The 25890-nt window shown below is 64.8% G+C and carries 25 protein-coding genes and 2 tRNA genes; 14 read left to right on the forward strand and 13 right to left on the reverse strand.

Features of this window, described 5'->3' with window-relative positions; genetic code table 11:
* Positions 1-245 precede the first annotated feature (245 nt).
* On the forward strand, positions 246-1583 hold the full coding sequence (locus IEW58_RS02945) for a chloride channel protein (RefSeq protein WP_188643753.1): 1338 nt from the start codon (positions 246-248) through the stop codon (positions 1581-1583).
* On the opposite strand, the gene ettA is transcribed toward IEW58_RS02945, so the two are convergent.
* Positions 1573-3246: an energy-dependent translational throttle protein EttA gene (gene ettA, locus IEW58_RS02950; protein ID WP_188643754.1), complete on the reverse strand. Its 1674-nt coding sequence runs from the start codon at positions 3244-3246 to the stop codon at positions 1573-1575. The genes IEW58_RS02945 and ettA overlap by 11 nt on opposite strands.
* A 113-nt stretch (positions 3247-3359) precedes the next feature.
* Between ettA and IEW58_RS02955 the strand changes: the two genes are divergently transcribed.
* Both IEW58_RS02955 and IEW58_RS02960 read left to right on the forward strand, forming a co-directional pair.
* The gene (locus tag IEW58_RS02955; RefSeq protein ID WP_188643755.1) at positions 3360-4688 is read left to right on the forward strand and encodes a M28 family peptidase; all 1329 of its coding nucleotides are present in this window, start codon (positions 3360-3362) and stop codon (positions 4686-4688) included.
* 70 nt (positions 4689-4758) lie between these two features.
* The gene (locus IEW58_RS02960; RefSeq protein WP_188643756.1) at positions 4759-5334 is read left to right on the forward strand and encodes an NADPH-dependent FMN reductase; all 576 of its coding nucleotides are present in this window, start codon (positions 4759-4761) and stop codon (positions 5332-5334) included.
* Between the two features lie 8 nt (positions 5335-5342).
* Here the strand turns inward: IEW58_RS02960 and IEW58_RS02965 are convergent.
* The 4 genes from IEW58_RS02965 to IEW58_RS02980 all read right to left on the reverse strand — a co-directional run bounded on the left by IEW58_RS02965 (position 5343) and on the right by IEW58_RS02980 (position 8268).
* Positions 5343-5419 (reverse strand) — tRNA-Pro (locus IEW58_RS02965).
* A gap of 30 nt (positions 5420-5449) precedes the next feature.
* Positions 5450-5525, reverse strand: a tRNA-Ile gene (locus tag IEW58_RS02970).
* Between the two features lie 54 nt (positions 5526-5579).
* Entirely contained in the window at positions 5580-6578 is a 999-nt protein-coding gene (locus tag IEW58_RS02975) for a polysaccharide deacetylase family protein (RefSeq protein WP_188643757.1), read from the reverse strand.
* A gap of 37 nt (positions 6579-6615) precedes the next feature.
* Entirely contained in the window at positions 6616-8268 is a 1653-nt protein-coding gene (locus IEW58_RS02980) for a sensor histidine kinase (RefSeq protein ID WP_188643758.1), read from the reverse strand.
* 208 nt (positions 8269-8476) lie between these two features.
* On the opposite strand from IEW58_RS02980, the gene IEW58_RS02985 reads away from it, so the two are divergent.
* Together IEW58_RS02985 and IEW58_RS02990 are read left to right on the forward strand one after the other, a co-directional pair.
* Positions 8477-8944: an Lrp/AsnC family transcriptional regulator gene (locus IEW58_RS02985; RefSeq protein WP_188643759.1), complete on the forward strand. Its 468-nt coding sequence runs from the start codon at positions 8477-8479 to the stop codon at positions 8942-8944.
* A 95-nt stretch (positions 8945-9039) separates the two neighbouring features.
* Complete coding sequence (locus IEW58_RS02990) at positions 9040-9555, forward strand: general stress protein (protein WP_188643760.1); 516 nt, start codon at positions 9040-9042, stop codon at positions 9553-9555.
* A gap of 60 nt (positions 9556-9615) precedes the next feature.
* Here IEW58_RS02990 and accC read toward each other — a convergent pair whose 3' ends face one another.
* The 4 genes from accC to IEW58_RS03010 all read right to left on the reverse strand — a co-directional run bounded on the left by accC (position 9616) and on the right by IEW58_RS03010 (position 12498).
* Positions 9616-10965 (reverse strand): acetyl-CoA carboxylase biotin carboxylase subunit, encoded by a 1350-nt coding sequence (gene accC, locus IEW58_RS02995; protein WP_188643761.1) that lies wholly within the window; start codon positions 10963-10965, stop codon positions 9616-9618.
* Positions 10966-10972: 7 nt separating this feature from the next.
* A complete protein-coding gene (gene accB / locus IEW58_RS03000) occupies positions 10973-11464 on the reverse strand; it encodes an acetyl-CoA carboxylase biotin carboxyl carrier protein (protein WP_188643762.1) in 492 nt (163 codons plus the stop codon).
* An 84-nt stretch (positions 11465-11548) separates the two neighbouring features.
* Entirely contained in the window at positions 11549-11983 is a 435-nt protein-coding gene (locus IEW58_RS03005) for a type II 3-dehydroquinate dehydratase (RefSeq protein ID WP_188643763.1), read from the reverse strand.
* Positions 11984-12084: 101 nt separating this feature from the next.
* A complete protein-coding gene (locus IEW58_RS03010) occupies positions 12085-12498 on the reverse strand; it encodes a holin family protein (protein ID WP_188643764.1) in 414 nt (137 codons plus the stop codon).
* 129 nt (positions 12499-12627) lie between these two features.
* Here IEW58_RS03010 and IEW58_RS03015 point away from each other — a divergent pair, with 129 nt between their 5' ends.
* The 9 genes from IEW58_RS03015 to trxC all read left to right on the forward strand — a co-directional run bounded on the left by IEW58_RS03015 (position 12628) and on the right by trxC (position 21445).
* Complete coding sequence (locus IEW58_RS03015; RefSeq protein WP_188643765.1) at positions 12628-14388, forward strand: DUF885 domain-containing protein; 1761 nt, start codon at positions 12628-12630, stop codon at positions 14386-14388.
* A gap of 174 nt (positions 14389-14562) precedes the next feature.
* Positions 14563-15183 (forward strand): helix-turn-helix transcriptional regulator, encoded by a 621-nt coding sequence (locus IEW58_RS03020; protein WP_188643766.1) that lies wholly within the window; start codon positions 14563-14565, stop codon positions 15181-15183.
* Positions 15184-15373: 190 nt separating this feature from the next.
* Positions 15374-15805, forward strand: a complete 432-nt coding sequence (locus IEW58_RS03025; protein ID WP_188643767.1) for a curli assembly protein CsgF — start codon at positions 15374-15376, stop codon at positions 15803-15805.
* 17 nt (positions 15806-15822) lie between these two features.
* Positions 15823-16821, forward strand: coding sequence for a CsgG/HfaB family protein (locus tag IEW58_RS03030; protein WP_188643768.1), 999 nt, complete (start codon positions 15823-15825; stop codon positions 16819-16821).
* A gap of 481 nt (positions 16822-17302) precedes the next feature.
* Positions 17303-18811, forward strand: a complete 1509-nt coding sequence (locus IEW58_RS03035; protein ID WP_188643769.1) for a beta strand repeat-containing protein — start codon at positions 17303-17305, stop codon at positions 18809-18811.
* Positions 18812-18929: 118 nt separating this feature from the next.
* A complete protein-coding gene (locus tag IEW58_RS03040; protein WP_188643770.1) occupies positions 18930-19361 on the forward strand; it encodes a hypothetical protein in 432 nt (143 codons plus the stop codon).
* Entirely contained in the window at positions 19358-20101 is a 744-nt protein-coding gene (locus IEW58_RS03045) for a hypothetical protein (protein WP_188643771.1), read from the forward strand. The genes IEW58_RS03040 and IEW58_RS03045 overlap by 4 nt, the downstream gene beginning before the upstream one ends.
* Complete coding sequence (locus tag IEW58_RS03050) at positions 20098-20835, forward strand: hypothetical protein (RefSeq protein ID WP_188643772.1); 738 nt, start codon at positions 20098-20100, stop codon at positions 20833-20835. Before IEW58_RS03045 ends, IEW58_RS03050 begins: the two co-directional genes overlap by 4 nt.
* A 169-nt stretch (positions 20836-21004) precedes the next feature.
* Positions 21005-21445 (forward strand): thioredoxin TrxC, encoded by a 441-nt coding sequence (gene trxC / locus IEW58_RS03055; protein WP_188643773.1) that lies wholly within the window; start codon positions 21005-21007, stop codon positions 21443-21445.
* A 23-nt stretch (positions 21446-21468) separates the two neighbouring features.
* Here the strand turns inward: trxC and IEW58_RS03060 are convergent, their stop codons facing one another.
* From IEW58_RS03060 to IEW58_RS03075, 4 genes are all read right to left on the reverse strand, one after another.
* Positions 21469-22857, reverse strand: a complete 1389-nt coding sequence (locus tag IEW58_RS03060; protein WP_188643774.1) for an alpha,alpha-trehalose-phosphate synthase (UDP-forming) — start codon at positions 22855-22857, stop codon at positions 21469-21471.
* Entirely contained in the window at positions 22854-24671 is a 1818-nt protein-coding gene (locus IEW58_RS03065) for a glycoside hydrolase family 15 protein (RefSeq protein ID WP_188643775.1), read from the reverse strand. The genes IEW58_RS03060 and IEW58_RS03065 overlap by 4 nt, the downstream gene beginning before the upstream one ends.
* The gene (gene otsB, locus IEW58_RS03070) at positions 24656-25399 is read right to left on the reverse strand and encodes a trehalose-phosphatase (protein WP_188643776.1); all 744 of its coding nucleotides are present in this window, start codon (positions 25397-25399) and stop codon (positions 24656-24658) included. Before otsB ends, IEW58_RS03065 begins: the two co-directional genes overlap by 16 nt.
* Before the next feature lie 68 nt (positions 25400-25467).
* On the reverse strand, positions 25468-25890 hold the full coding sequence (locus IEW58_RS03075) for a hypothetical protein (RefSeq protein WP_188643777.1): 423 nt from the start codon (positions 25888-25890) through the stop codon (positions 25468-25470).

Below are 25890 nucleotides of genomic sequence, written 5' to 3' on the forward strand. Positions count from 1 at the left end.
GGCAGAGCAGCGTGCATCTGGCTGTGGTAGCGAGGGAAACGCCTGTAGGAAAAGTCTTCCCCGGCTCGTCGGCTGACGAGCGCCGAATGTCCGGTCAGCCCGCCTTCGGGTTCCGGCAAACCTATCTCGGCCAGTCGCCAAGCGGCCTGGTGATGATCATGCGCTGGTGGGTCAGGCAGCGAAAGGGCGTTTGTACCTTGCCCAGGTAGACGTCACGTTGTTCGGTCAATATGCGCACCAGGCGGATGCGAATTCGAACAAACTGGAACAAGGCTCTCGATGCGCTGCCCGATGAACTGGCGGCGGCGAACGACTGGCGCCGTCGTCTGGCGACGCTGATGGGCGCCGTGCTCATCGGATTTGCCGCGCTCGGCTTCGCCTGGTTCGGAGACCGTGCGCAGCACTTGTTCTTTGCCGCACAATCGACGCACCCATGGCTGAACCTCGTCGGGACGCCGGTGATGTTCGTCGCGATCGCTTATATCGCGACCCGCTTTGTGCCCCAGACCAGGGGGTCGGGAATTCCCCAGGTCATGGCCGCAGCCCGTGCCACGGATGAGAGCGCGATGGCGCCGCTCGTTTCGCTGAAAACGGCGCTGATGAAGGTGTCGCTGACGGTTGCCGGCCTGTTCTCGGGGGCGCCCGTGGGGCGCGAGGGTCCCACTGTGCAACTTGCCGCTGCATTCATGGTCCAGGTGCACCGTGTCCTGCGGGTGCCGTTGACGCCAGGTGTTCTCATCGCTGGAGGGGCCGCGGGCGTGGCGGCCGCCTTCAACACGCCGCTGGCCGGAATCGCCTTCGCGATCGAGGAGCTGGCGGTCGCCTATGAACAGCGCGTCGCTGTGCTGGTAATGGGCGCGGTCATGATCGCTGGCCTTACCGCGCAGGGCATCGCGGGAGATTATGTCTACTTCGGACACGTAACCGGCGCGCTCGAAGTGCGCGAAGTGCTTCTGGTCGCTCCGCTGGCGGGGATTGGCGGAGGCATGCTCGGTGGGCTTTTCTCGCGCGGTCTGCTGACCGTACGGGGACCGGGTGCGCGCTGGGGCGGCATGGTAGGCAGACGACCCCTGGTCACGGCCCTTCTTTGCGGCCTCGTAGTCGGTGCGATTGGGCTGGCCACCGGCGGTGCGACCTCCGGTACCGGTTACGGGCCCACCGCCATGCTGCTCAAGGGCGGCGACACCGCGTACTGGTTTGGACCGGCGAAGTTCCTGAGCGCGCTGGCGACCAGCATCAGCGGCATCCCCGGCGGCATCTTCGCGCCTTCTCTCGCCATCGGGGCCGGATTCGGAGACCTACTGACACCGCTGTTCCCCAGCCGGGACGCGGGTCTCATCGTGCTGATGGGGATGGCGGGTTATTTCACCGGCGTGGTGCGCGCGCCGCTCACCGCTGTCATCATCCTGAGCGAGGCGACCGGCAGCAGCTACGCAATTCTGCCTCTATTCGCCACCGCACTTATCGGCGACTGGACCGGGGCCATGGTGTGCCGCGAGCGGCTATACCATGCGCTGTCGCGCGGGTTCCTGCCGCCGCCCCATGAAGAGGGCGGCGGCAAGGACCAGGTCGTCAGCGGGTAAGCTTCTTGTACGCCAGCCTCGTCGGCCGGTCGGCCGCATCGCCCAGGCGGCGGCGCTTGTCTTCCTCGTAGGCTTCGAAGTTGCCCTCAAACCATTCGACATGGCTGTCGCCTTCGAAGGCGAGGATGTGGGTGGCGAGGCGATCGAGGAAGAAGCGGTCGTGGCTGATGACCACGGCGCAGCCCGCGAAGTTCTCGATCGCGTCTTCCAGCGCGCCGAGCGTTTCCACGTCGAGGTCATTGGTCGGTTCGTCGAGCAGTAGCACGTTGCCGCCCTGCTTCAGCATCTTGGCCATGTGGACGCGGTTGCGCTCACCGCCCGAAAGCTTGCCGACGTTCTTCTGCTGATCGCTGCCCTTGAAGTTGAACGCGCCGACATAGGCCCGTGTGCTCATGTCGTGGCCGTTGACCTTCATGTAGTCGAGCCCGTCGGAAATCTCCTCCCACACGTTGTGCTTGGGATCGAGATGGTCGCGGCTCTGGTCGACGTAGCCGAGGTGGACGGTCGAACCGATCTCCACCGTCCCGCTGTCGGGCGTTTCCTTGCCGGTGAGGATCTTGAACAGCGTGGACTTGCCCGCGCCGTTGGGCCCGATCACGCCGACGATGCCGCCGGGGGGCAGGGTGAACGACAGGTCCTCGAACAGCAGCTTGTCACCGAACGCCTTCGAGATGTGCTTCACCTCGATCACCTTGCCGCCCAGGCGCTCGGGCACCTGGATGACGATCTGCGCCTTGCCCGGCTTGCGGTTGTTCTGCGCTTCCTGGAGCTGTTCGAACTTGCGGATGCGCGCCTTGGACTTGGTCTGGCGAGCGGCGGGCGTCTGCCGGATCCACTCGAGTTCTTCCTTGAGCGCCTTGGATCGGCCCGATTCCTCGCGGCTTTCCTGCTCGAGCCGCTTGGCCTTCTTTTCGAGGTAGGTCGAATAGTTGCCTTCGTACGGGTAGTACGAGCCGCGATCGAGCTCGAGTATCCATCCGACCACGTTGTCCAGGAAGTAGCGGTCGTGGGTGATCATCAGCACCGCGCCGGCATATTCCTTCAGGTGGTTTTCAAGCCACTGGACGCTTTCGGCATCGAGGTGGTTGGTCGGTTCGTCGAGCAGCAGGATGCTGGGCTTCTGGATAAGCAGCCGGGTCAGCGCGACGCGGCGCTTCTCGCCGCCCGAGAGGCTTTCCACGCCCATGTCGCCGGGCGGACAACGGAGCGCTTCCATCGCGATCTCGAGCTGGTTGTCGAGCGTCCAGCCGTCGACGGCGTCGATCTTGCTCTGCAACTCGGACATTTCTTCGCCGAGCTTGTCGAAATCGGCATCGGGCTCGCCCATCGCGGCGGAGACGGCGTTGAACCGCTCGACGAGGTCAGCGGTTTCGCGCGCGCCGTCCTTGACGTTCTCGAGCACTGTCTTGGTCGGATCGAGCTCCGGCTCCTGCTCCAGATAGCCGACGGTGATGTTCTCGCCCGGCCAGGCTTCGCCCGTGAAGTCCTTGTCGATGCCGGCCATGATCTTGATCAGAGTCGACTTGCCCGCCCCGTTGGGGCCGACGATGCCGATCTTGGCGCCCTGGTAGAACTGCAGGTTGATGTCCTTCAGCACGGGTTTCGGGGCACCGGGGAAGGTCTTCGTCATGTTCTTCATGACGTATGCGTACTGGGCGGCCATCGTCGTCCTTCGGGAATCTGGCGGGTGTATGGAGTTGCGGCGCAGATAGGGATTGGCGCGGTTTCGGGCAAGCAGCTTGGCAGGCGCGCATTGAGCGGTTAGCAAGCGCGCCCATGAGGTCGCTTCCCTTCGCGCTTGCCGCGCTTCCGCTTGTCCTTTCCGCCCCCGTCCAGGCCACTCCGCAGGAGGGGTCCGGCGTCGCGTGGGAGATAACAGAGGGGCTGACCACCGAAGTGGGCCCTCGGATGGCAGGAACCGATCGCGAAGCTGCCGCGCGCGACTGGGCGAAGGAGCGCCTGACCCGGCTCGGCTTCACCAACGTGAAGGTTGAGCCTTTTCCCATCAGGGGCTTCGTGCGGGGCGACGATCATGCCCGTCTTACCGCGCCCGTGCCGCAGCCGCTTGCGATAACCGCACTGGGTTACAGCGCGGCGACTCCGGCCAAGGGGATCGAGGCGGAGCTGGTGTATTTCCCCACGCTCGACGCGCTCAAGGCGGCGCCACAAGGCTCGCTCAAGGGCAAGATCGCCTTCGTGGACCACGCGATGCGGGCGAACCAGGACGGTTCCGGCTATGGCCCCTACGGCAACGTGCGGCGCCAGGCTCCGGCTATCGCCTCTGCCAAGGGCGCGGCAGGTGTGGTCATCCGCTCGATCGGGACCGACAGCCACCGCAACCCGCACACCGGCGGGACCAATTTCGGCAAGGCATCGCCCATTCCGGCCGGGGCCGTGTCGAACCCCGATGCCGACCTGATCGCCCGCTTGGCCGGCCGGGGCCAACCGCTGCGCATCGCAATGACGCTGACCAGCCACCCGCAAGACAACATGCCTTCGGGGAACGTGATCGCCGATCTTCCGGGTAGCGATCCCTCGCTGCCGATGATCCTGCTGGCCTGCCATCTCGATAGCTGGGACCTCGGCACCGGGGCGATCGACGACGCTTCAGGCTGCGGGATCATCACCGAAGCCGCGCTCGCCGCGCACAAGGCTGGCAACCTCCGCACGATCCGGGTCCTGTGGGCGGGCAGCGAGGAACTCGGCGGCTATGGCGGCGGCGCATATGCCAAGGCTCATGCCGATGAGGCACACGCGGTCGCGATGGAAAGCGATTTCGGCGCCGACCGTGTCTGGGCGGTGCGCACCAATTTCGCCGGCACCCCGCTGGCGGCCCGCATCAATGCGGCGCTGAATCCGCTGGGAATCGTGCCGCAGGAGGGTGAGACCGAGGGCGGCACCGACGTTGGCGCGATCATCGCGGCGCAGAAGCTGGCGGTGGTCGATCTCGCGCAGGATGGCACCCGCTATTTCGACCTGCATCACACGCCCGACGACACCCTCGACAAGGTCGATCCGGCGCAGCTTGCGCAGAACGTCGCTGCGTGGACCGCTGTCCTGGGCATACTCGCGAACGAGGCCGGGCCGATCACGCGGGCGCAATAAGGCCTGCGATCTCCGGGAAACGCTTGCCTCCCGCGACCGTTGGGAGAAAAACGTTCAAGGAGAATAGTCCGTGGCACAGCGCTTTCGCGTGGCGGTAGTAGTGGGCAGCCTGCGCCGGGAATCGATCAACCGCAAGGCGGCGCTGGCGCTGAGCCGTCTGGCTCCCGATAATCTCGATCTCGAGCTGGTCGAGATCGGCGATCTTCCGCTATACGATGAGGACGTCGAAGCTGCCGGTCCTCCGGAAGCGTGGACGCGATTCCGCGAGAACATCGCACGAGCGGACGCCGTGCTGTTCGTGTCCCCGGAATACAACCGCTCTGTCCCCGGCGCGCTCAAGAACGCGATCGACGTCGGTTCGCGCCCCTATGGCAAGAGTGCCTGGGCCGGGAAGCCGGCCGCCATAATGACGGTGTCCCCTGGCGCGATCGGCGGGTTTGGCGCCAACCACCACCTGCGCCAGTCGCTTGTCTTCCTCGACATGCCGGTGCTGCAGCAGCCGGAAGCCTACGTGGGGGACGGCTTCAACCTGTTCGGCGAGGACGGCACGATCACAAAGGATGGTACCGAAGCGTTCTTCAAGAAGTTCATCGAGGCGTTCGCCCGGTGGATCGAACGAACGGCAAAAGACGATCCGGCGCGCTGAACTTCGACTGGTCGGGGAGACAGGATTCGAACCTGCGACATCTTGCTCCCAAAGCAAGCGCGCTACCGGACTGCGCCACTCCCCGACCGATCGAAGTCGATCCCGATTTGCCGGCTGGTGGGCCCGGCAGGATTCGAACCCGCGACCTAGCCGTTATGAGCGGCCAGCTCTAACCGCTGAGCTACAGGCCCTTCCCGGAAACCGGAGCGGGCGCGGTAGCCGCAGGTCACCGCGCTGGCAACTGCTCAGTGCGAAACCGCGCGGAGTATATCCCGGACGCTCGTGGGCGTGACCCCCCGCATGTCGAGGTACATGTAAACGCGCCTGAACCAATCGTAGAGACGTTCGAGATCGGCCTCGCTGCGCACGTAGGGCGTATTACCCGGTGCGAGAGACGGGCTGTGGAAGCTGAGCACGAGCAGCGGCAACCGGTCGTCGATCGCCATGTCGATCCCCCGCAGGGCTTCCTCGGCGGTGACCCCTTCGGGCGTGAGAGCGATCCGTTCCAGCAGTCCCAGCCGCGAGAACGCTCCCGTCATCCGGGGAATTCGGCCAAGCAGGGGGTGGATCCAACGCCCCTGGCGGCGGAGCATTCCCCAATACACGGTCGTCAGGGGCAGTTCGAGCAGCGCGCGTTCGCTGTCGACCCAATACGGGGCGAGGGGATGCCGACTGTAATCGGGTCCGTGGCCGGCCCGGTAATCGAAATTGGCGCGTACCGAACTGTCGATCGGCACTCGGGCCTCGCGCAAAATGGAAGCGGTGTCCCGGCCCAAGCCGTAGCGTCCCGCCCGGTAGATCAGCGGCGGGACGCCAAACGCCTGCTCGATCTTGTCCCGCAGGCGGAAGAACTTTTCGCGCTCGAGCGCGAACGGCAGGTTACCCGCATAGCTGGTGAAAGCACCCACCTCTTCCTCGAACGGCGGGTTCACCCAGGGGTGAAGCTGGATACCGACTTCGGCTCGGCCGGCACTTACCGCGCTTCCGATAACCTCCACCGCCTGAGGGGAAGTCGCGACCGGCCAATCGACGAGATAGACTGGCACTACGCCGAGTTCCTCGCAGAAGGACTGGAAGCGGGGGATGTGGGTGAAGTGCGACATGCCATGCCGGTCGCGTGTGAACGGGCCCGACCAGTCGAACTCTTCTTCAGTATCGACCGTCAGCAACGAGCGGATGCCAAAATCGGCCGGGAAGCGGGCACTCGAACCCGGGCGAGGCGGCTCGGTGATCGGTCGATCCATCTGCTCCCCCTGACTGCTTTTTCGCAGGCGCCCGCGCTCAGCCGAGCGCGACCCCTGCCTGTTCGCGGCTAGGAGCGGCTTCAACGGCGGTCAAGCGGGGCAAGGTGAGCACCACTTCGTCACCGTCACGCACAAGGTTTCCGCCAGCGGCACGCGCCTCCGCTCGCGCAAGGCGGAGCGCAAATCCCGCGCCGAACATGCCCGCGCTCACGGCTCCGCCACCGGCGCGGCTCCCTGCAGCGAAAATGTCGTCCTGCTCCCTCAGCGACTCCGGCAGCGTGCAGGCAAGCCTCGCCTCGTTGACGCCGGCATCCAGAGCCAGCGACAGCTTCTCGCCGGCTGCCGTGGCACCCGTGATCGTGGCCAACAAGCGCCAGCCAAGGGCTTCGACGTCATGGGAAGCGAACAGCACGGGACAGCGTCTGGTCTTCATAGAAAGCACGAAACGCGCGTTGCGCGAGCGCAGCACTTCGCCAAGCTGGTCCGCAAGGCGCTCTACAATCGCCGAAAAGTCAGTGCGGCCGCTTTCCAGGGTCAATGCCCCGCTTTCAAGGCGCGCCAGCCGGTCGAGTTCGTCGAAGCCGGCCAGCATTCGGGCGGCGTCGCCTGCAATCGCTGCGGCGAGCGCGCGATAATCGTGGGGGGTCGGACCGAAAAGTTGCTGCTGGATGACCTCTGCGAAGCCCTGGATCGCGTTGACCGGGGTCTTCAGTTCGTGGAGCAACTGACGCAGCCGCTCGGTCCCGCCGCTCGCACGCGCCGACGCGTCGGGAGCCTTTTGCGGACGGCGGAAACGTCCAGCGTACCCGATGAAGCGGCCTCCCTGGTCGGAGAACCGCGGTGCGGCATCGATGATCCATTCACCTGCTATTGCAGTGGCCCCGTCAAGGGCCGCGGTGACGCGCCTCAACGGCTGGTACTGGGTGCGCGGCTGTTCGGTAGCAGGAGGAAGCATGCCGCCCACGACCATGGCGGCGGCGGCCGGTTCGGCCCAGTCGATGCGCCCTTCGGCATCGCTGGTGAATGCAAAACCCTCGATAAGTCTGCGCAGAACCTCGCCACGCTCGTCGAGCGGCAGCTGCGGCGCTTCCTCCGCGGGTCGCGCGGCTCGGGTCTTCCGGAACGTTTCAATCCGCCGGACGAGCGCGCCAATCTCGCTGTCAGGACCTTCGTCGTCGGCCGCCAGATCGTTGGCAGGGATCGGGCGGGCCGGTACCCTTTCGGGAGCCGGATCCGGACCGGACCTTTCCGGACTTGGGAGGCCGCGGTCGCGGATTCCCAGCCGGTCCAGCAGATCCCGCGTCGCAGCCGGCATGTCGCGGCGCAGTCGCAGGAAACCCCGCGCCCGGACCGGCAGGCGCGGAATAAGCGCTTCCCAGTCCTCTTCCGTCAGCTGCGCTACGGCCAGCGCTGCCGCGGCGACTTCGGGCTCGTCCTCCGCAAGATGAAGTGCGAGTTCCGGATTGCGGAACCGCAGACCCGGCTCGCGAATCATTTGTGCACGCGCAGCGGGAGCGATCGTCTCACCGAGCGCGGCGAGCCTCAGCCAGGCGGCAGCTACAAGGGAGCCTTCGCGCGAAACGTCGCGGTTGCCCAGCAAGTCCAGCAATTGGCGGAACTGGGTATTCGCCGCGCGTTCGCCGGCAGCGCGGTGGCGCAGTACCGTGGCGAGGCGATCGTCGAAGTGCATGTGCTGTCAGGGGCTCTCGAAACAGATGGCGCAGAACGCTTCACATTCGTCTTTAGCACCAATGCCTGACCGTATCATTGCGGTCGGTCGGATCGTTGCAAAGCGAGACAATTGCTGGCAGATAGAATAAAATTAGCGGGCGGCAGCAAAATGTGCCGCCTTTGTTGCCCGGTGTAATCGCCGGGTACCACCTGTCGGGGGCGCGGCAATGGCAAATCTGGATGAGATCGACCGCAAACTGCTCGCAGAGCTGCAAAGCGAAGGACGGGTCACGAATGTCGAACTGGCAAGCCGGGTCGGTCTGACCGCCCCGCCGTGCTTGCGGCGCGTCCGCAGCCTCGAGGAAGAGGGCGTGATTCGCGGGTACCATGCCGATCTCGATCCTTCGAAGCTCGGCTTCGCGATCACCGTGTTCGCCATGGTGAGCCTCAAGAGCCAGGCCGAGTCCAGCCTGCGCGAATTCGAAGAGCATATGAAATCGCTCCCGGAAGTGCGGGAGTGCCACATGCTCAACGGCGAAATCGACTTCATCCTCAAGATCGTCAGTCCCGACCTGCAGAGCTTCCAGGAATTTCTTACCAGCAAGCTCACCCCCGCGCCCAACGTGGACAGCGTGAAGACTTCTCTCACGATCCGCACCGCGAAGCACGAGCCCGGCGTACCGCTCGACCGGTAACTTGCCCGTTCGGGCTTATCTCTCTGGCCGCGCGGAACACACAGGTTCGCTCGGCGGTTGCGATGTCATCAACCTCAACAGAGAGAGTCGCAAATATGCCAACCCATGCAATTTTCGATAGTCACGAACACGCCAACCGAGCGGTGGGCGACCTGCGCAACGCAGGCGTGCGTGACGATTCGATCTCGATGGTCGCGCACCACGGCCGCACGGTGACGACCACCGACGCTGATGGCACCGTGACCGACGAGGATCACACCAACGTCGTGCGCGGCATTCTGGGTGGCGGTGCGCTGGGCGCCGGTCTGGGCGTGGCGGCACTGGCGATCCCCGGCGTGGGCCCGCTGGTAGCTGCCGGTGCGATCGCATCCGGCGCGGTCCCCGGCGCGATGGGCATCGGTGCGCTGGCTGGCGCTGCCCTCGGCTCGGTCAACGAAGTCCTGAAGGACCACGGTGTCGATGACGAGGATGCCGAATACTACGGCCAGCGCATGAAGGACGGAGCCGTGTTCCTGTCGGTCGACGACGAGAAGTCCGGCTATGACCGGGATCGCACCCAGGAGGTGCTATACGGCGCGGGCGGTCACAATTCGCGCAATCCGCGCGTCTGACTTTCAAGCCAATGCGGGAGAAGGGGCGGGCCGGCGACGGCGCGCCCCTTTTTCGCGTGTTCAGGAAGGCCGCTCTCGCAAGTAATCCTCGAGCCACTTGATCGAGTAGTCCCCGCTCAGAACGTCCGGTTGCTGGAGCAGTTCGCGGTGCAGAGGGAGGCTCGTCTTGACCCCCTCGACGACCATTTCCTCGAGCGCGCGGCGCAGCCGCATGATGCAGCGTTCGCGCGTGCTGCCATACACGATCAGCTTGGCGATCATCGAATCGTAGTAAGGCGGGATGCGATAGCCGGCGTAGAGCCCGCTATCGACCCGCACGTGCATGCCACCAGCCGCGTGATACGCCGTCACCTGCCCCGGGCTCGGCGCGAAATTATAAGGATCCTCGGCGTTGATGCGGCATTCGATCGCGTGCCCGTGGAAGTGGATGTCCTCCTGCGAGCAGGAAAGGTCCTTGCCGTCGGCGACGCGGATCTGCTCGCGCACCAGATCGATACCGGTGATCATCTCGGTCACCGGGTGCTCGACCTGCAGCCGGGTGTTCATCTCGATGAAATAGAACTCGCCGTTTTCCCACAGGAACTCGATGGTCCCCGCGCCGCGATAGCCCATGTCGGCCATCGCTTTCGCGCAGATCCCGCCCATGCGCGCCCGCTCCTCCTCGGAGATAACGGGCGAGGGCGCTTCCTCGAGCACTTTCTGGTGCCGCCGCTGAAGCGAGCAATCGCGCTCGCCAAGGTGGATGGCGTTGCCTCGCCCATCGCCGAACACCTGGAATTCGATGTGGCGCGGGTTGCCAAGATACTTCTCGATGTAGACCGTGGCATCCCCGAACGCCGCCTTGGCCTCGTTTCCGGCCTGGCGCATCAGGGTTTCGAGCTGGTCGGGGCTCTCGCACACTTTCATGCCGCGCCCGCCGCCGCCCGACGCAGCCTTGATGATCACGGGATAACCGGTCTCGTCGGCAATCCGGCGCGCCTCTTCGAAATCGGAAACCGCGCCGTCGCTCCCCGGAACGAGCGGCAGGCCGAGCGCGCCGGCCGTGCGCTTTGCTTCGACCTTGTCGCCCATCGTGCGGATGTGTTCGGGCTTGGGACCGATCCAGGTGATGCCGTGCGCTTCGACGATCTCGGCGAACTGGGCATTCTCGCTGAGGAAGCCGTAGCCCGGGTGGATGGCGTCGGCATGGGCGATCTCGGCCGCGGAGATGATCGCGGCGACGTTGAGATAGCTATCCGTCGCCGAAGGAGGGCCGATGCAGACCGCGTGATCGGCCAGGCGGACGTGCATCGCATCGGCATCGGCGGTCGAGTGGACCGCGACGGTCTCGATGCCCATCTCGTGCGCCGCACGGTGGATGCGCAGCGCGATCTCGCCGCGGTTGGCGATCAGTATGCGGGAAATGCCCATCGCTGGATCAGCCGATCACGACCAGGGGCTGGTCGTATTCGACCGGCTGCGCGTTCTCGACGAGGATCGCCTTGATCGTGCCCGACTTGTCGGCGGCGATCGGGTTCATCACCTTCATCGCCTCGACGATCAGCAGAGTATCGCCCTGCTTCACGCTGTCGCCGACCTTGACGAAGGGTTGGGCACCGGGCTCCGGTGTCAGGTATGCGGTCCCGACCATCGGCGACTTGAGCGCGCCGGCATGGTCCGCAGCGGGCGCTTCGGCCACCGGCGCGGCAGGCGCGGCGGGCGCGGGAGCCGCGGCGGGGGCGACGGAGTGCACCGGCGCGTGAGCCATCGCAACCGCGCCGCCGCGCGCCACCCGCACCTTGCGGTCGCCGTCCTCGACCTCGATCTCGGTCAGCCCGGTTTCGGCGAGGAGCTCGGCGAGCTCGCGCACCAGCTTGGTATCGACGTTCATGCCGGAGCTACGCCCCGCAGCGCCCTTGGTTTCGGCCATTTCTACGCCTCTTATCGTGTCAGGCGGGTGCCTATGCGCGGGCTCGGCCAAGCTGGCAAGGGGCCGGTGCCGTAACGGCGATGGCTAGAGCGCCGCGGCCTTTTCCAGCGCGACGACGTAGCTGCGCGGACCCAGCCCCTTGACCTCGTCCACCGCGCCCATCCCGACATAGGAAAGATGGCGGAACGGTTCGCGGGTCATCGGGTCGGACAGGTGCACCTCGATCACCGGCACCGAAATCGCCTTGATCGCATCGAGCAGCGCGATCGAAGTGTGGGTATACGCACCCGCGTTGAGCAGCACGGCCTTCGCGCCCTCGGCCTGCGCCTCGTGCAGCCAGTCGATCAGGTGTCCTTCGTGATTCGACTGGCGCACGTCCACCTCCAGCCCCAGCTCGCGCCCCCTGTTTTCCAGCATCCCGGCGATGTCGTCGAGAGTGGCGGAACCGTAAATCTCCGGCTCCCGCGTGCCCAGCAGATTAAGGTTGGGTCCGTTCAGGACATAGACGAGGTCGGTCATGGCCAGCCTTCTAAAGCGCGCTCGCCCCCGCGCAAGTTGTCAGCCTGCGCGGGAGAAAGCTGAACCGTGGACCGCATGGACCACGGTCCTGGCGAACGAGTTCAGGCCTCCACTCCCTTGATCTTTCCCCATTGGCGCGCGGCGGTGTAGCCCAGGTAGCCGGTGCCAAAGAGCGCGTAGAGTTCGTCGGGCAGCCCGCGCAGGTAGGCCGTCATCGCACTTGCGATCGCGCCCGCGGCGTCGGGCCGGAAAAGCGACAGCACGCCGATCGGCAGCGCCCACAGGATCATTGCGTACATTACGTACAGGAAACTGGGCCGGGCGCGGCTGGTCCACGGATCGGCTGAATTGGCCTCCGCCACGATTGCCGAGAGGCGCGCTTCGATCTGGCGAAGCTCCTGCGTTCCTTCCAGTTCGATCAGCGCGAGCTTTGCCTTGGCCCGGGCCTCCTTGTCAGGGATGACTTTGTCGATGATGGAAGTGACCGGGCCGATGAGCACGTCGAGGATGGACATGAGTAAACCTTTCTGGTGAGTCGCGAGGCCTAATTGCTAACCAGATCGGTTCATGTAGGAAAATGCTCTGGCACACCCGGTTACGTCCGCTGGTTTGACAGGGTTCGGCCGGCCCAGCAGGAAGCCGGCATGAAGTGGCTTCTTTCCTGCATCATCCCAGCATCGCTGCTCGTCTCGTCACCCGCTCCGGGGGAGGATGCTGGGGCCAGCAGCGCCGACCGCGCGCTGCAGGAACTCTACAGCGAATACTGGAACTGGCAGGTCAGGGAATTCGGCTGGATCGAAAAGGCAGATGGATCGACCGACCAGGGGCCAACGATCGCGTCCGCAACGCCTGCCTCGCAGAAGGCGCGGGCCGACCGCGCAGCCGGGTTTCGCGACCGGCTTGCCCATATCGATGCTTCGGCGCTGTCGGAGGCGGAGAAGGTCAACGCAGCGGTTCTGCGGGCAGCGCTGACCGAGACGATCGAGGACGCGCGGTTTTCCGAATGGGAGATGCCGTTCGACAGCGATTCGAACTTCTGGACCTACTGGGATGCGCCCGGCGGCTTCCAGACGGTGCAGGAGTATGAGGACTACATCGCCCGGATGCGCGCGCTGCCGCGCTACTTCGACGAGCAGATCGCCAACGCACGGTCTGGATTGAAGCGGGGGTTCAGCGTCCCCCGGGTCACTTTGACCGGGCGCGATGCCAGCCTGGCGGCCTTTGTCGCCGGCGATCCAGAGTCCAGTCCCTTCTGGCGAGCCTTCGCGGAGATGCCGGCGCGGTTCACGGCCACGGAAAAGGCGCGCCTGGCTGGCGAGGGCAGGGCGGCAATCGCGGGGTCGGTGACGCCGGCCTACGCCAGGCTGCTCGCTTTCCTGCGCGAGGAGTACATTCCGAATTCCCGCACCACCCTGGCTGCCGAGGCGATGCCCGATGGCAAGGCGTACTATCGCCAGCAAATCCGCCAATACACCACGCTCGACCTGTCTCCGGACGAGGTGCACGCGATGGGCCTGGCCGAGGTGGCCCGCATCGAGAACGAGATGAAGAAGGTAATGGGCGAGGCGGGCTTCACAGGCACGATCGCCCAGTTCACCGAGAAGCTGCGCACCGATCCGCGCTTCATCGCCTCCAGGCCCGACGAGCTGATGGGTGTTTCGGCTTATGTCGCGAAGCGGGTCGACGGCAAGCTGGCCGATTACTTCGGCTTCCTTCCGCGCACCCGTTTCACCATCCGGCCCGTCGCGGACGCCATCGCGCCGTTCTACACCTCGGGCCGCGGCGGGCTCGACGCCTGCCAGATGAACACCTACGATCTGCCTTCCCGTCCGCTGTACAACATCCCCGCGCTTACCCTCCACGAATGCGAGCCCGGCCACAGCTTCCAGATGGCCTTCCAGCTCGAGCAGGGCGAGCAGCCGAGGTTCCGGCGCAACATCTACTTTTCCGGCATGGGCGAGGGCTGGGGACTCTACAGCGAGTTCCTTGGCGAGGAGATGGGCATCTACCGCACGCCCGAGGAACGTTTCGGCAGGCTTTCCTACGAGATGTGGCGCGCGGCGCGGCTGGTGATCGACACCGGCATCCATCATGGCGGATGGACGCGGGAACGGGCGGTGACCTATCTCGCCGACCGCACGGCGCTGTCGCGCCATGAGGTCGAGACCGAAGTCGACCGCTACATCTCGTGGCCCGGGCAGGCGCTCGCCTACAAGCTGGGGGAGATGACGATCAGGAAAATGCGCGCGAAAGCCGAACGCGCGCTTGGACCGAAATTCAATATCCGCAAGTTCCACGATGTCGTCCTAGCGCTCGGCTCGGTGCCCTTGCCCGAGCTGGAAGCGCGGATCGACCGCTTCATCTCCGAGGGAGGGCGCGGATTGCCCGGAGTGAACTACGATTGATGGATGGAATTGAAACCTTGTCGCGTTTTTACATCCATTACTGAGGCAAATAGTTGAAAGGTAAGCCCAAGGGACTAAGTGGCCTCAAAAGAAGTCGATCCTCTCTGCGCATGAGAAGGAATCGGCCCGGCCTTCGGTTCGCTCTGGATATGATCGGCGCGCTCGTCGGTCCGAATGTTGAATGGGGGTTGGGTTGCAGGGCGCAAGGGCACTCCGGGCGAATACGTCCCGCGGGACGGCTACGACGCAGAATTCGAAAGCATGTTGGGCTCGCTGGACGCGCGTCCCCGGATCGTGATCGATCGCGAGCGCCGTGTGCTGTGGCACAGCGAGAGCGCAGAGCGTCTTCTGACGCCCCCGGTGCCAGTTCGCCTGGATGGCGGCCGTTTGAGCGCGGATGCCGCGGCGTCTGCCGGCTTGTTGAGCGATTTCGTGCAAGGCATCGCAGATCATTGCGAGAGCCTGCTGATCCGGGGCGAAAACCGACGGCACTGGGCGATGATGGTGGCGTGGTGCGTGGCGGAATCGCGGGACGAGATATGCGTTCTGCTCAATCTTTCCGTGCCGCACCGCGGGGTGGAGGAAAGCGGCCTGTCGCGCGCCCTGCGGCTGACCGCGGCTGAGAGTCGTGTGCTCGACGAGTTCGCTCGCCTCTATACTCCCCGCGAAATCGCGGACCGGATGCAAGTATCATTGAGCACGGTGCGCAGTCACCTGAAACAGATCCACGCCAAGGCCGGGGTAGAGACGGCGGTCCAGCTGAGCCAATTGGTGCGCGGTTACTGCTCTTGTTAACGCGGAGAGCTCAATTGTCCCGTTAAGGGACGTGGAGTGGCCGGCGGGCATATCTTTCGATTCCTCCCCTGTGTTGGGGATGCGAATCACCGGTATCCAACGTAAGGTCCGTTAACTTCTGAAAAGCCAAAGCAGCTAACGGATCAAAGGGATGGAGAGGGGCTAGGGCTCCTTTCCAAGGGGGTCTTTTATGACAATTCGTGCGCCTTCTGCGCTGATTCTTGGAAGCCTGGCTTGCCTTCTGGCCAGCCCGGCGGCTTCGCAGGACATTACTTACCAGCCGATCGATCCGACTTTCGGGGGCAATCCGTTCAACTCGGCGCATCTGCTCGGCATCGCCAACGCGCAGAACGATTTCAAGGACCCGAAGGCGACCACGAACAGTTCGCAGGCTGACATTTTCGCCCGCCAGCTCCAGTCGCGGTTGCTGTCGGCGCTCTCTTCGCAGATCGTGGACGCCATCTTCGGCGACAACCCGCAGGAGCGCGGCACCATCAGCTTCGGCGGCCAGACGATCGATTTCGTCCGCAGCCTGACCGAAGTCACCCTCACGATCACCGATGACGATACCGGCGAAGTGACCACGATCGTCGTTCCCACTTTCATCGATGTGGCGCCATAAGGACGATGGCTCTCTCGATGACACCCAAACTGCTTCTTGCCGGGCTCTCCGCGCTCGCGCTGTCCGGCTGTGCCACCGTGACCAAGGATGGCCGCACGGCATTCCCGGAAACGCGGTCGAAGGCATTTTATCCCGATCGCACGCAGACGCAGACTCTGCTGGCCGCGCTGCCGGCGCCGGACCGGCCGGTTGCGGTCGCGGTGTACGGCTTCTCCGACCAGACCGGCCAGTTCAAGCCGAGCGAGACCGGCCAGACCCTGTCGCGCGCGGTGAGCCAGGGCGGGGCTTCGATCCTGGTCAAGGCACTCCAGGACGCAGGCAACCGCCAGTGGTTCACCATCGTCGAGCGCGAGGCGCTCAAGAACCTGCTGAATGAACGCCAGATCATTCGCGAGATGCGCGAACGCTATCTCGGCGAGCAGGGGGTGAATCCCCAAGCGCTCCCGGCGCTGCTGTTCGCTGGCGTGATCCTGGAAGGCGGGATCGTCGGCTATGACACGAACACCGTAACCGGCGGGGCGGGGGCGGCGTTCCTCGGCATCGGCGGGCGCACTGAATATCGCCAGGACACAGTGACCGTGTACCTGCGCGCCGTGTCCGTGCGCACCGGAGAGGTGCTGACGACGGTGACCGCTTCCAAGACCATCGCCAGCCAGTCGCTTGGCGCCAACGCCTTCAAGTTCGTGGCTTTCAAGGAACTGCTGCAGGCCGAGGCGGGGTACACCACCAACGAGCCTGACCAGGTCGCCTTGCAGCAGGCAATCGAGAAGGCGGTTTACGCCATGGTTCTCGAAGGAGCCGAGCTGAACCTGTGGAAGTTCGCCAATTCCGAAGCCGGCGCGCCGCTGCTGTCGCAGTACCGCGTGGAACGGGACGGCAAGATCGATGAAAGACGGATGGCCGAGGCGCTGCGCAATGCGCCGCCGATGGCTCCGCAAAAGATCAGGCGCACCGCCTCGGCGGACGAGCAGGCCGAGGAATCGGCGCTCGGCCACGGCAGCGGAGGGCGCATGTGAATTGATCGCCTCCGCAAGGGGGCGGGCAATGGCGCGGACGGGGGCCGGACCCGTTCGGTGAAGCCAGGTTTCCGGTGGCACGGAACGGGGGTTGCAGCCCTCGCGACGCGGTCGGTGAAAGAAAAGGCGCGCCGGAGTTGCAGCCCCGACGCGCCCAGATTGACGAAGTTGCGTGTGAAACAACCAGGTCTGCCAAGCGCCGAGGCGCAAGACAGGCATGGTTATGAATCTCCGGCTGGAGTTTGACAACCATGTTCACGGAACAAGTCCCGGTACGACACTGGGTTCCTGCACCCGCAGGATTAAATTTCCGTGAAGCCAAGCTCCTGTCCGGAAAGCGGTCTTCAGCGGCATCGCCACGGCAGACCGAAATGCGAAAATCGAGGCCCGGCAAAGGGTCCATGCTTCAGCGTGCAGCAGATCCTTCTGCCGGGCGCCGGGCCGCAATTCTTGGACCAACCTTCCTTCTCAGGAGCTTAAAATGAAGAACATCCTTTTCACCTCGGCGTCGATCGCGGCGCTGTTCGTTGCCGCCCCGGCGCTTGCTGCCGGCGACAACGTTTCCACCGTAAGCCAGACTGGCAACGCTCAGGCGGCGACCGTCAACCAGACCGGATCGAACGACGTTTCGACGATCGACCAGCAGAACGCCAGCAATACCGCGCTGGTGAACCAGAAGGGCACCACCGGCGGTTCGTCCTACATCCAGCAGACCGGCACCGGTAACTCGGCGACGGTTGCTTCGCAGGAAGACGACGGCAGCCTCTATCCGGGCGGGCAGTCGGCCGAAGGCGGCAGCTATCCTCCGGGCGCTTTCCCGATCAGCGTGTCGAGCATCGTCCAGGGCGGCAGCAACAACACCGCCACGGTCACGCAGAACACCAAGACCTCGGCGCTGGCCAACACCTCGGGCATCAACCAGTCCGGCAACGGCAACGCTGCCACGGTGAAGCAGTACGACGACTTCCAGACCTCGTCGATCGACCAGTCGACCGACAACAACACCGCAACGGTGACGCAGGGCATCAACAACGGCGCCGATAACTCCTACGGCAACTCGTCCGCGGTTGCGCAGGCCGGCACGGGTGGCAACACCGCCCTGGTGACCCAGACGGGCATCTTCGGCATCAGCAGCGTCAGCCAGAACGGTGGCGGCGGCGCGGCAACCGTCACGCAGCACGATGGGTCGCAAAACGCTTCTTCGTACATCACCCAGTCGGGCAACACCGACCAGGCTACCGTCGATCAGTCGGGCGACACCCAGTACTCGTCGATCGACCAGTCGGGTAACAACGAAGTCGCCAAGGTGACTCAGGACGGTGCACTGAACGTCTCGGGCATCAGCCAGAGCGGACCGGGCAACTGGGCCGAGGTCGATCAGTCCGGCACTTCGAACGTCTCGTCGATCTCGCAGTCGTCGACGGGGCCGACCTACCTCAGCGAAGGCGAGTTCCCGAGCGACACCGGCTATGCCTACGTCGAGCAAGTTGGCACCGGCAACAACTCGTCGGTCAGCCAGTCGGGTGCGTCCAACTGGGCCGTGCTCAGCCAGGACGGGGCCGGCAATGGCTCGAGCATCAACCAGACCGGCAGCGGCACCTACGCCAACGTCGATCAGATTGGCACGACCAACAGCTCGAACGTTACTCAGTCGGGCACTGCCAACAACCTGAACATGGCGGTCGGCATCTCGCAGGACGGCCTGTCGAACGTATCGAATGTGCTGCAGAGCGGCTCCGCGACCGAACTGAACTCGACCGAGAACACCGTGAATGTCGACCAGACTGGCGAGCGTAACAACTCGTACGTCGACCAGAGCGGCGTCGACAACGAGACGCGCATCTTTGCCGACGGCAACGATAACGTGTCGACGGTCCTGCAGAGCGGCAGCGATAACCACGCTTACGTGAACCAGGGCTCCGACAACAACTACTCGAGCGTTGTTCAGAGCGGCACCAACAGCACTGCCACGGTCAACCAGGGCATGTGATGAAAAACGGCGGGGTGGGCTCAAGCTCGCTCCGCCGTACCGTTCCCGGCCCGCGGCGCACCCCTTCGCGGGCCGGGATTGGTGCCCTTCGGAGCACCGTGATAAAAGGACAGGTACGATGACGCAGCGGCAATCAGGCAGGTACCAGGCGCTTCTCGCCGCGATCCTCGCCATGCCGGCCGCCAGTGTGGCGGCTTCGCCTTCCTGTCCGGGAGACAAGACCATGCAGAGCCAGGAACCGGGCGTGACCATCGTTACCGATGGATCGGGCAACCGGCGCACGACCGTGCAGAACGATCCTGAAGGGACCATCCGGCTCGAACAGCATGGCAAAGATCATGCGGCCCTGGCGGTGCAGTCCGGCAGCGGCAGCAAGCTCGACATCAGCCAAAGCGGCGCTTCCGCCCGGGCTGACGTGGTGCAGGGCGGGGCGTGCAACGCCGCCCGGCTCAGCCAGAGCGGCAGCGGAAATCGCGCAACCATCGTTCAATCGGGCGGAGGCAATCACGCCGTTGTGCGGCAAGGCCCAGCAAAGGGAGACGGACAGTGAGCCCGCGCTTCGTCGCATTCACTCTCGCCACGTTGTCGGCAGTTGCGTTCGTTCCCGCGGCCCACGCCGATACCGACAAGGAGACACCGGGCAAGCCCTGCCTGCCCGGAGGCGGGCTCGGCACCGGCAACCCGTGCAACGGCAACAACGGCAATCCCAGTCCCGAAGGCAATGCCAAGGAAAAGGTCGTCCGCTCGAAACCCGATCCTTTCACGATCGACCGGCCGGGCAATGACCGTGGCGCCTTCATCGACCAGATCGGCGAGGCCAACCAGGCGTCGATTACGCAGGCTGCCAATGCGCAATACGCGCGGATCGACCAGGACGGCGACGGAAACCGCGCGAGCGTGTCACAGACCGGCACCGGCGCCCACTATGCCGCAGTCCAGCAGCTAGGCGATGCCAACACGCTTTCGCTGGCGCAGGACGGAGCGGGGGTGCAAGTGGCGCTCCTCGGCCAGCAGGGTAACGGCAACACGATGACGATCGGGCAGGAGGGGGGCGCGATCAGCAGCGGCGTCGCGGCCACCCAGCTTGGCGACGACAACCGGATGAGCCTCGTCCAGTCGGGCAGCGGCAACCAGGCGCAGCTTACCCAGAACGGCAACGGCAACGAGATGGCCGCCACGCAGAGCGGCGGCAGCAACCAGCTTATCTGGACTCAGAACGGCGATGACCTGTCCAACCTCGCCATCAGCCAGACCGGCGGGGCGGCGCTCCAGGTCACTCAGTCGCGATGAGGCTTTTTCTCGTCCTGTCTGGAAGCTTGCTGGCCGGCCTGGCCAGCGTTTCTCCAGCGCAGGAACGAGGCGACCCGGTACGTCTGGACGATTTCGCGGTACCCGCCGCCAATCGGGCGGAATTGCTCGACCAGGTCGGCGCCACCGAGAGGGCGCAGCAGCAGCCATCACAGCAGGTCGACCGGACGCTTGCCCGCCCGGAGCTGACCGATTCCGCGGATGCGCCGCCGGCCCAGGTCTCACTACCCTCGTCCACCCGCGGCCCCGTGCCGCAACTCGCCCTACCCGGCGATTCCCGGCCCACGCCGGTTTCCGCGGTATCGACTACGCGGGAAAGCGCGCCGCGCGCTGCGACGCCGATCGGCGGGACTGACCGCTGCGATCCGCAACTCGCCCAGCGTTTCTACGCCGAATGCCTGCGCATACTCGAATTGCGATCGAGCGAATTCAGCGCGCCGGAACCGGCCAGGCTCAGCCCCGAGCAGCGCCTGATTTCCGAGCAGCGGCTGCAAGAGGATCCGGGGAGCAGGCCGGTTGCTGTACGATTGCAGCTGGCAACCAGCGCGCAGCCGGACGCCGATCTGCAAAGCAACCAGGAGCTGGCAGCGATTTACCTCGGAGAGAACGCGCCAACGCCCGTAACCGAGCCGGCACCCGCCGAGGAGCCGGCTGACCTGAGTAAAATTCTCCAGACCTTCAGCCTCGACGGAGCACCCCCACTGAACGGGAACTAGACGGCCGGTCTGCCGCGCGTGACGGCTTTCTCGGCGAGTGCTGATCTCGTCGCCATCCTCGCTGCGACCAGCGCACCACTCACTCGACCAGACAAGCACGGTCAACGCGTCCGGTTCGGGTTGCAATCGTCCGCCTTTCGATGATCTGCTGGCGGCAAGGAGAACCGGCATGAACAGCGAACTCGTCGTCTGCGGCTCGTGCAGCGCCGCCAACCGCGTGCCTACCGAGCGTCTTGCGGCAGGCCCCAAATGCGGGCGGTGCGGCCGGCAATTGTTCGGCAACGGTCCGATTTCCGCGGACAGCGCGCTGTTCAGCCGGCTTACCGGCACCGGATCCCTGCCGGTCCTGGTCGATTTCTGGGCCTCGTGGTGCGGGCCGTGCCAGATGATGGCGCCGGCTTTCGAGGCGGCGTCGCGCATTCTCGAGCCCGATGTCGTGCTGGCCAAGGTGGATACCGAGGCGGTGCAGGACGTGGCCGCGCGCTATGCTATCCGCTCCATTCCCACACTCGTCCTGTTTCGTGGCGGCCGTGAGGTTGCCCGGCAGTCGGGCGCATCCAGCGAACGCGCAATCGTTCAGTGGACGAGGGCGGCGTTGGCCAAGGGGTGAGCAGCTCTGCGGTATTTCCGCAGTCAGGCCGTATTGCACTCCTGCAGATCGGCCAGGAAACGATCGGACCAGCGCTGGACAGTATCCTCGCGCACCGAAACAACCAGTTTATCCCATCGCTGGCGGCGCTCTTCGAGCGGCATGTCCAGCGCGACCCGGATAGCGTGAGCGAGATCGTCGGGGCTGTGAGGATTGACCAGCAGCGCCTCCTGCAATTGCTCGGCAGCCCCGGCGAACCGTGACAGGATCAGGACGCCGGGGTCTTCGGGATCCTGAGCGGCGATATATTCCTTTGCAACCAGGTTCATCCCGTCGCGCAGCGGTGTCACGAGGCCGATCTTCGACGCGCGGTAGAGGCCGAACAACGCTGCAGTCGTCTGGCCCCGGTTCACGTAACGGATGGGGACCATGTCGATGTCCGACCAGGCACCGTTGATCTGGCCCGTCTTCTGCTCAAGCGTCGCGCGGATCTGCTGGTAACTGCCGATGTCGCTGCGGCTCGGTGGGGCGATCTGGATATAGACCAGGTCCCTGACGCGCTCCGGATGATTGTCGAAGAACCGGGCGATGCCATCCATCCGCTCGGGCAAGCCCTTGGAATAATCGAGCCGGTCCACTCCGATCATGGCCGTCCGGTGTCGGGTGCTCGACATCAGCCGTTGCTGTGCCTGGCGGGAATCGCCGGTGTTCCCCTCGGCAATGAAATGGTCGTAATCGATGCCGATCGGATAGGACCTGGCAACGGTCGTTCGGCCATCATGGCGGATCGTGCCGGTGCTGTCGTCGACCTCTGCGCCAAGCTCCTTGCGGCAATAGTGCAGGAAGCTTTCGAGCCACTCGTTGCTCTGGAAGCCGATCAGGTCGTAGGCCAGCATCGCGCTTACCAGGCGCTCGTGGAAGGGCAGGGACACGAGCAGTCGCGTCGGCGGCCAGGGGATGTGGAGGAAAAACCCGATCCGGTTGCCGAACCCGCGCGCTCGCAGAAGCTCGCCCAGCGGGATCAGGTGGTAATCGTGGACCCACAGGACGTCATCAGCATGGATCAGGGGAGCCAGGCTTTGGGCGAAGCGGTCGTTGACCCGCTCGTAGCCCTTGCCGAACTCCATCTCGTACTGCGTGAGATCGATGCGGTAATGGAACAGCGGCCAGAGTGCCGAGTTCGCGTACCCCTTGTAGTATTCTTCGACATCCTGGGGTTCGAGGTCGATCGTGGCCGTCCGGACGCCTGCGTTTCGATGCTCGTGCAAAGCCCCGGTAAACGTCTCGGTGACCTGTCCCGACCAGCCGAACCAGATGCCTTCTCTTTCCTGGAGCGCCGAGTGGAGCGCGCCCGCGAGGCCACCTTGCGCCCCAGCCGCGCCGGCGGCAGTGGGCACGGCTACCCGATTGGAGATCGCAACGAGCCGGCTCACCTGACGGTGTTCCAGCTCTTCGACAGCAGGGAGGCGCAGTTGATCACGCCGACCAGCGAGTAGGTCTGGGGGAAGTTCCCCCACAGCTCGCCGGATTCGAAATCCATGTCTTCGGACAGGAGGCCGGATCGGGTGCGGTGCGCCAGCATCGTGGTGAAAAGCGCCCGTGCCTCCTCGGTCCGCCCGGCACGCGCGAGTGCGTCGATCAGCCAGAACGTGCAGATATTGAACGCCGTCTCGGGCAGCCCGAAATCGTCTTCCGCTGCATATCGAAGCATGTGCTCGCCCCTCCGCAACTCTTTCTCGACCGCTTCGAAGGTGGAGAGGAAACGGGGATCGTCGGCGGAAAGGAACCGCAGTTCGATCATCTGGAGCAGGCTCGCGTCGAGGTAGTCGCTTTCGAAGGAGGCGCCGTAATGGCCGCCCTCGCCGTCGCCGTCCGCCACCCAGGCATCGCGCTCGATCCGTGCGCGGACCTGGGAGGCGCGGTCCCGCCACAGCGCCTCGCGATCGGGCTTGCCGAGGTGGCCCGCGACGTTCGCCAGCCGGTCGCAGGCGGCCCAGCTCATCACCGCGGAATAGGTGTGCACTTCCTGCCGGGTGCGGAATTCCCACAGGCCGGCGTCGGGCTGGTCGTGCATCGCCCAAGCCATCTCGCCTACCTGCTCAAGGCTGGCGAAGTCGCTCTCGTCCGCCATGCGCAGCAGGCGCCGGTCGAAGAAAGCCTGCGCGGTCGGCAGGACGATCTGGCCGTAGCAATCGTGCTGGATCTGGAAGTAGGCCGCGTTACCGACCCTGACCGGCCCCATGCCGCGGTATCCCGTCAGGGCAGGGGCGAAGCTTTCTTCCAGCTCTGCCACCCCCATGACCGAATAGAGCGGCTGGATCTGGCCGCCTTTTGCGTTGTCCACGATGTTGCGCAGGTAGGCGAGGTACTTCTCGAGCACGTCGAGAGCCCCCAGGCGGTTGAGCGCCTGCACCGTGTAGTAGGAGTCCCTGATCCAGCAGTACCGGTAGTCCCAGTTGCGGTCGCTGCCGGGCGCTTCCGGGATCGAGGTGGTCATCGCAGCGACAATCGCGCCGGTCTCCTCGTGCTGGCAGAGCTTCAAGGTTATGGCACAGCGGATCACTTCGTCCTGCCAGTCGAGCGGAGTGGCGAGACCGCGAACCCACAGCCGCCAGTACTTCGCCGTCTGCTCTTCCATGTTGCGCAATTCGGCGCGCAGGTTTCCGGTGAACGGCTCGTCCGGACCGAGGAAGAAATGCTGGTCGCTTTCGATGCGATAGGTCCGTTCCTCCAGCACGTAGCCGACCGGGGCGTCGGTGGAGAGCCGAAGCGGGCAGTCCCCGCCCAGGTAACGGACATGGTTCGACCCGTGGGTCGTCTCGGCCAGGTGCGCTCCATAATCGCGCATTGGCCGCAGGGTGATCTTGAGCCGCGGCACTCCTGCAACAGGGCGGACGATCCGTGCGTAGGCTTCCGGACGGTACATGCGCCCGGAGCGTTCGAAGCGTGGACAGAAGTCGGTGATTTCTACCACGCTGCCATCTTCCGCCTCCAGGCGAGTAACGAGAATTGGCGTGTTGCGGATGTAGTGCTGGCTGGCGGAAACCTGCCCCGCGAGTTCGAAGCGCCAGACGCCGTCGGCCTGGTTGTCGCCGTTCAACAACCGGCAGAAAACGGGATCGCCATCCACCCGCGGAAGGCATCCCCAGACGAGCGCACCGCCATCGTCGATCAGGCCGGATACCTGGCAGTTGCCGATCGGCCAAAGCTCGAGATCAGGGCGGGATCCGCTCACAGGCCGAGCCATTCATGAACCGCGGCGGGATCAGCAAGGCGGTAAGCCGCGGCGGTGGGATGGCGTTCGCCGACCAGCACGCCGAAGCCGCCAATGCCGGCGGCGGCGGAGAATCCATCCTCGTCCGTCATATCGTCACCCACGAAGATCGGCCGCGACCCGGCAAATGGCGAAAGTTGCATGAAAGCGTGAACGGCGGCTCCCTTGTTGGCGCCCCTGGCGACCAGTTCGACAACGGATTTGCCGGTCTTGATTTCCAGCCCGTGCTCATTGGCCAGATTTCGCGCGAAATCGGCTGCCTCGTCTTCGAGAAGCGGCGCCATCCGGAAATGGAGTGCCAGCCCGTGAGGTTTTTCCTCGAGCAACAACTTCCTGCTTGCAGCGAAGTCCCGGAACAACCGGACCACGTCCGGCGCGAGAGCGGCCGGCTCCGGGCCAATCGGCCCACCGTCCGCCATCGTCATCGCGAGCCCGTGGGAACCCGCCCGCGCGACTTTCGGCTGTCCTATGTGACGATCGAGATCCGGCACGGCCCGGCCGCTGACCAGTGCCAGCCGGCCACCGAGCCGATCCGAAAGCTTTTCCAGCCTGGTGTGAAGGCCCTCGGCCACCGATATCGCATCGGGCCGCTCCGCCAGGTCGACCAGCGTGCCGTCGAAATCGAGGAAGAGCGAGATCGTCTCCGATGAGGCGAGCGCATCGAGCCGTGGCGGGTCAGGGAGGACGCGTGACACAAGCATGACTCCGCCTTTACCCGCGGGGTCTCTCGGGTCAACGTGAGGGGGCGTCAGGTCCCTTGCTCCGCTATTCAAGGCTGGCTGTAGCCCAAGGGGCGGATTTGAAGATTTCCCGCGCGCGGGTCGTTGGTGAAGAATACGCCGCCCTTCACCGTCGACTGCCCCGGCACATAGTCGAACGTCATGACGGCTTTCTCGGTTTCCCGGCCTCCGTTCGTCAGCGTAGCCTCGACTTCCACCTGCTGCGCCGTCGATTCGGATATGTTTCGCGCTTCTATTTCCACCAGGTAGAACTGTCCGGCAGGTTCCACCGATGCGATCTCGAACCTGATAACTGGCGCCGCCTCGCGGTTTCCAATGGCGGCCTCATATCCGATGGTGCCGATCAGCAAGATCGCCAGCAACAGGCCGATGCCGCCGGCGATCCATTCCAGCCAGTCCTTTCTCCTCCTGCTTTCGGCGGAGCCATCCGGGTGATGCGCGTCCTGGTTCAT

This window comes from Tsuneonella deserti (assembly GCF_014644315.1).
In the GTDB taxonomy this organism is placed as follows: Bacteria; Pseudomonadota; Alphaproteobacteria; order Sphingomonadales; family Sphingomonadaceae; genus Tsuneonella; species Tsuneonella deserti.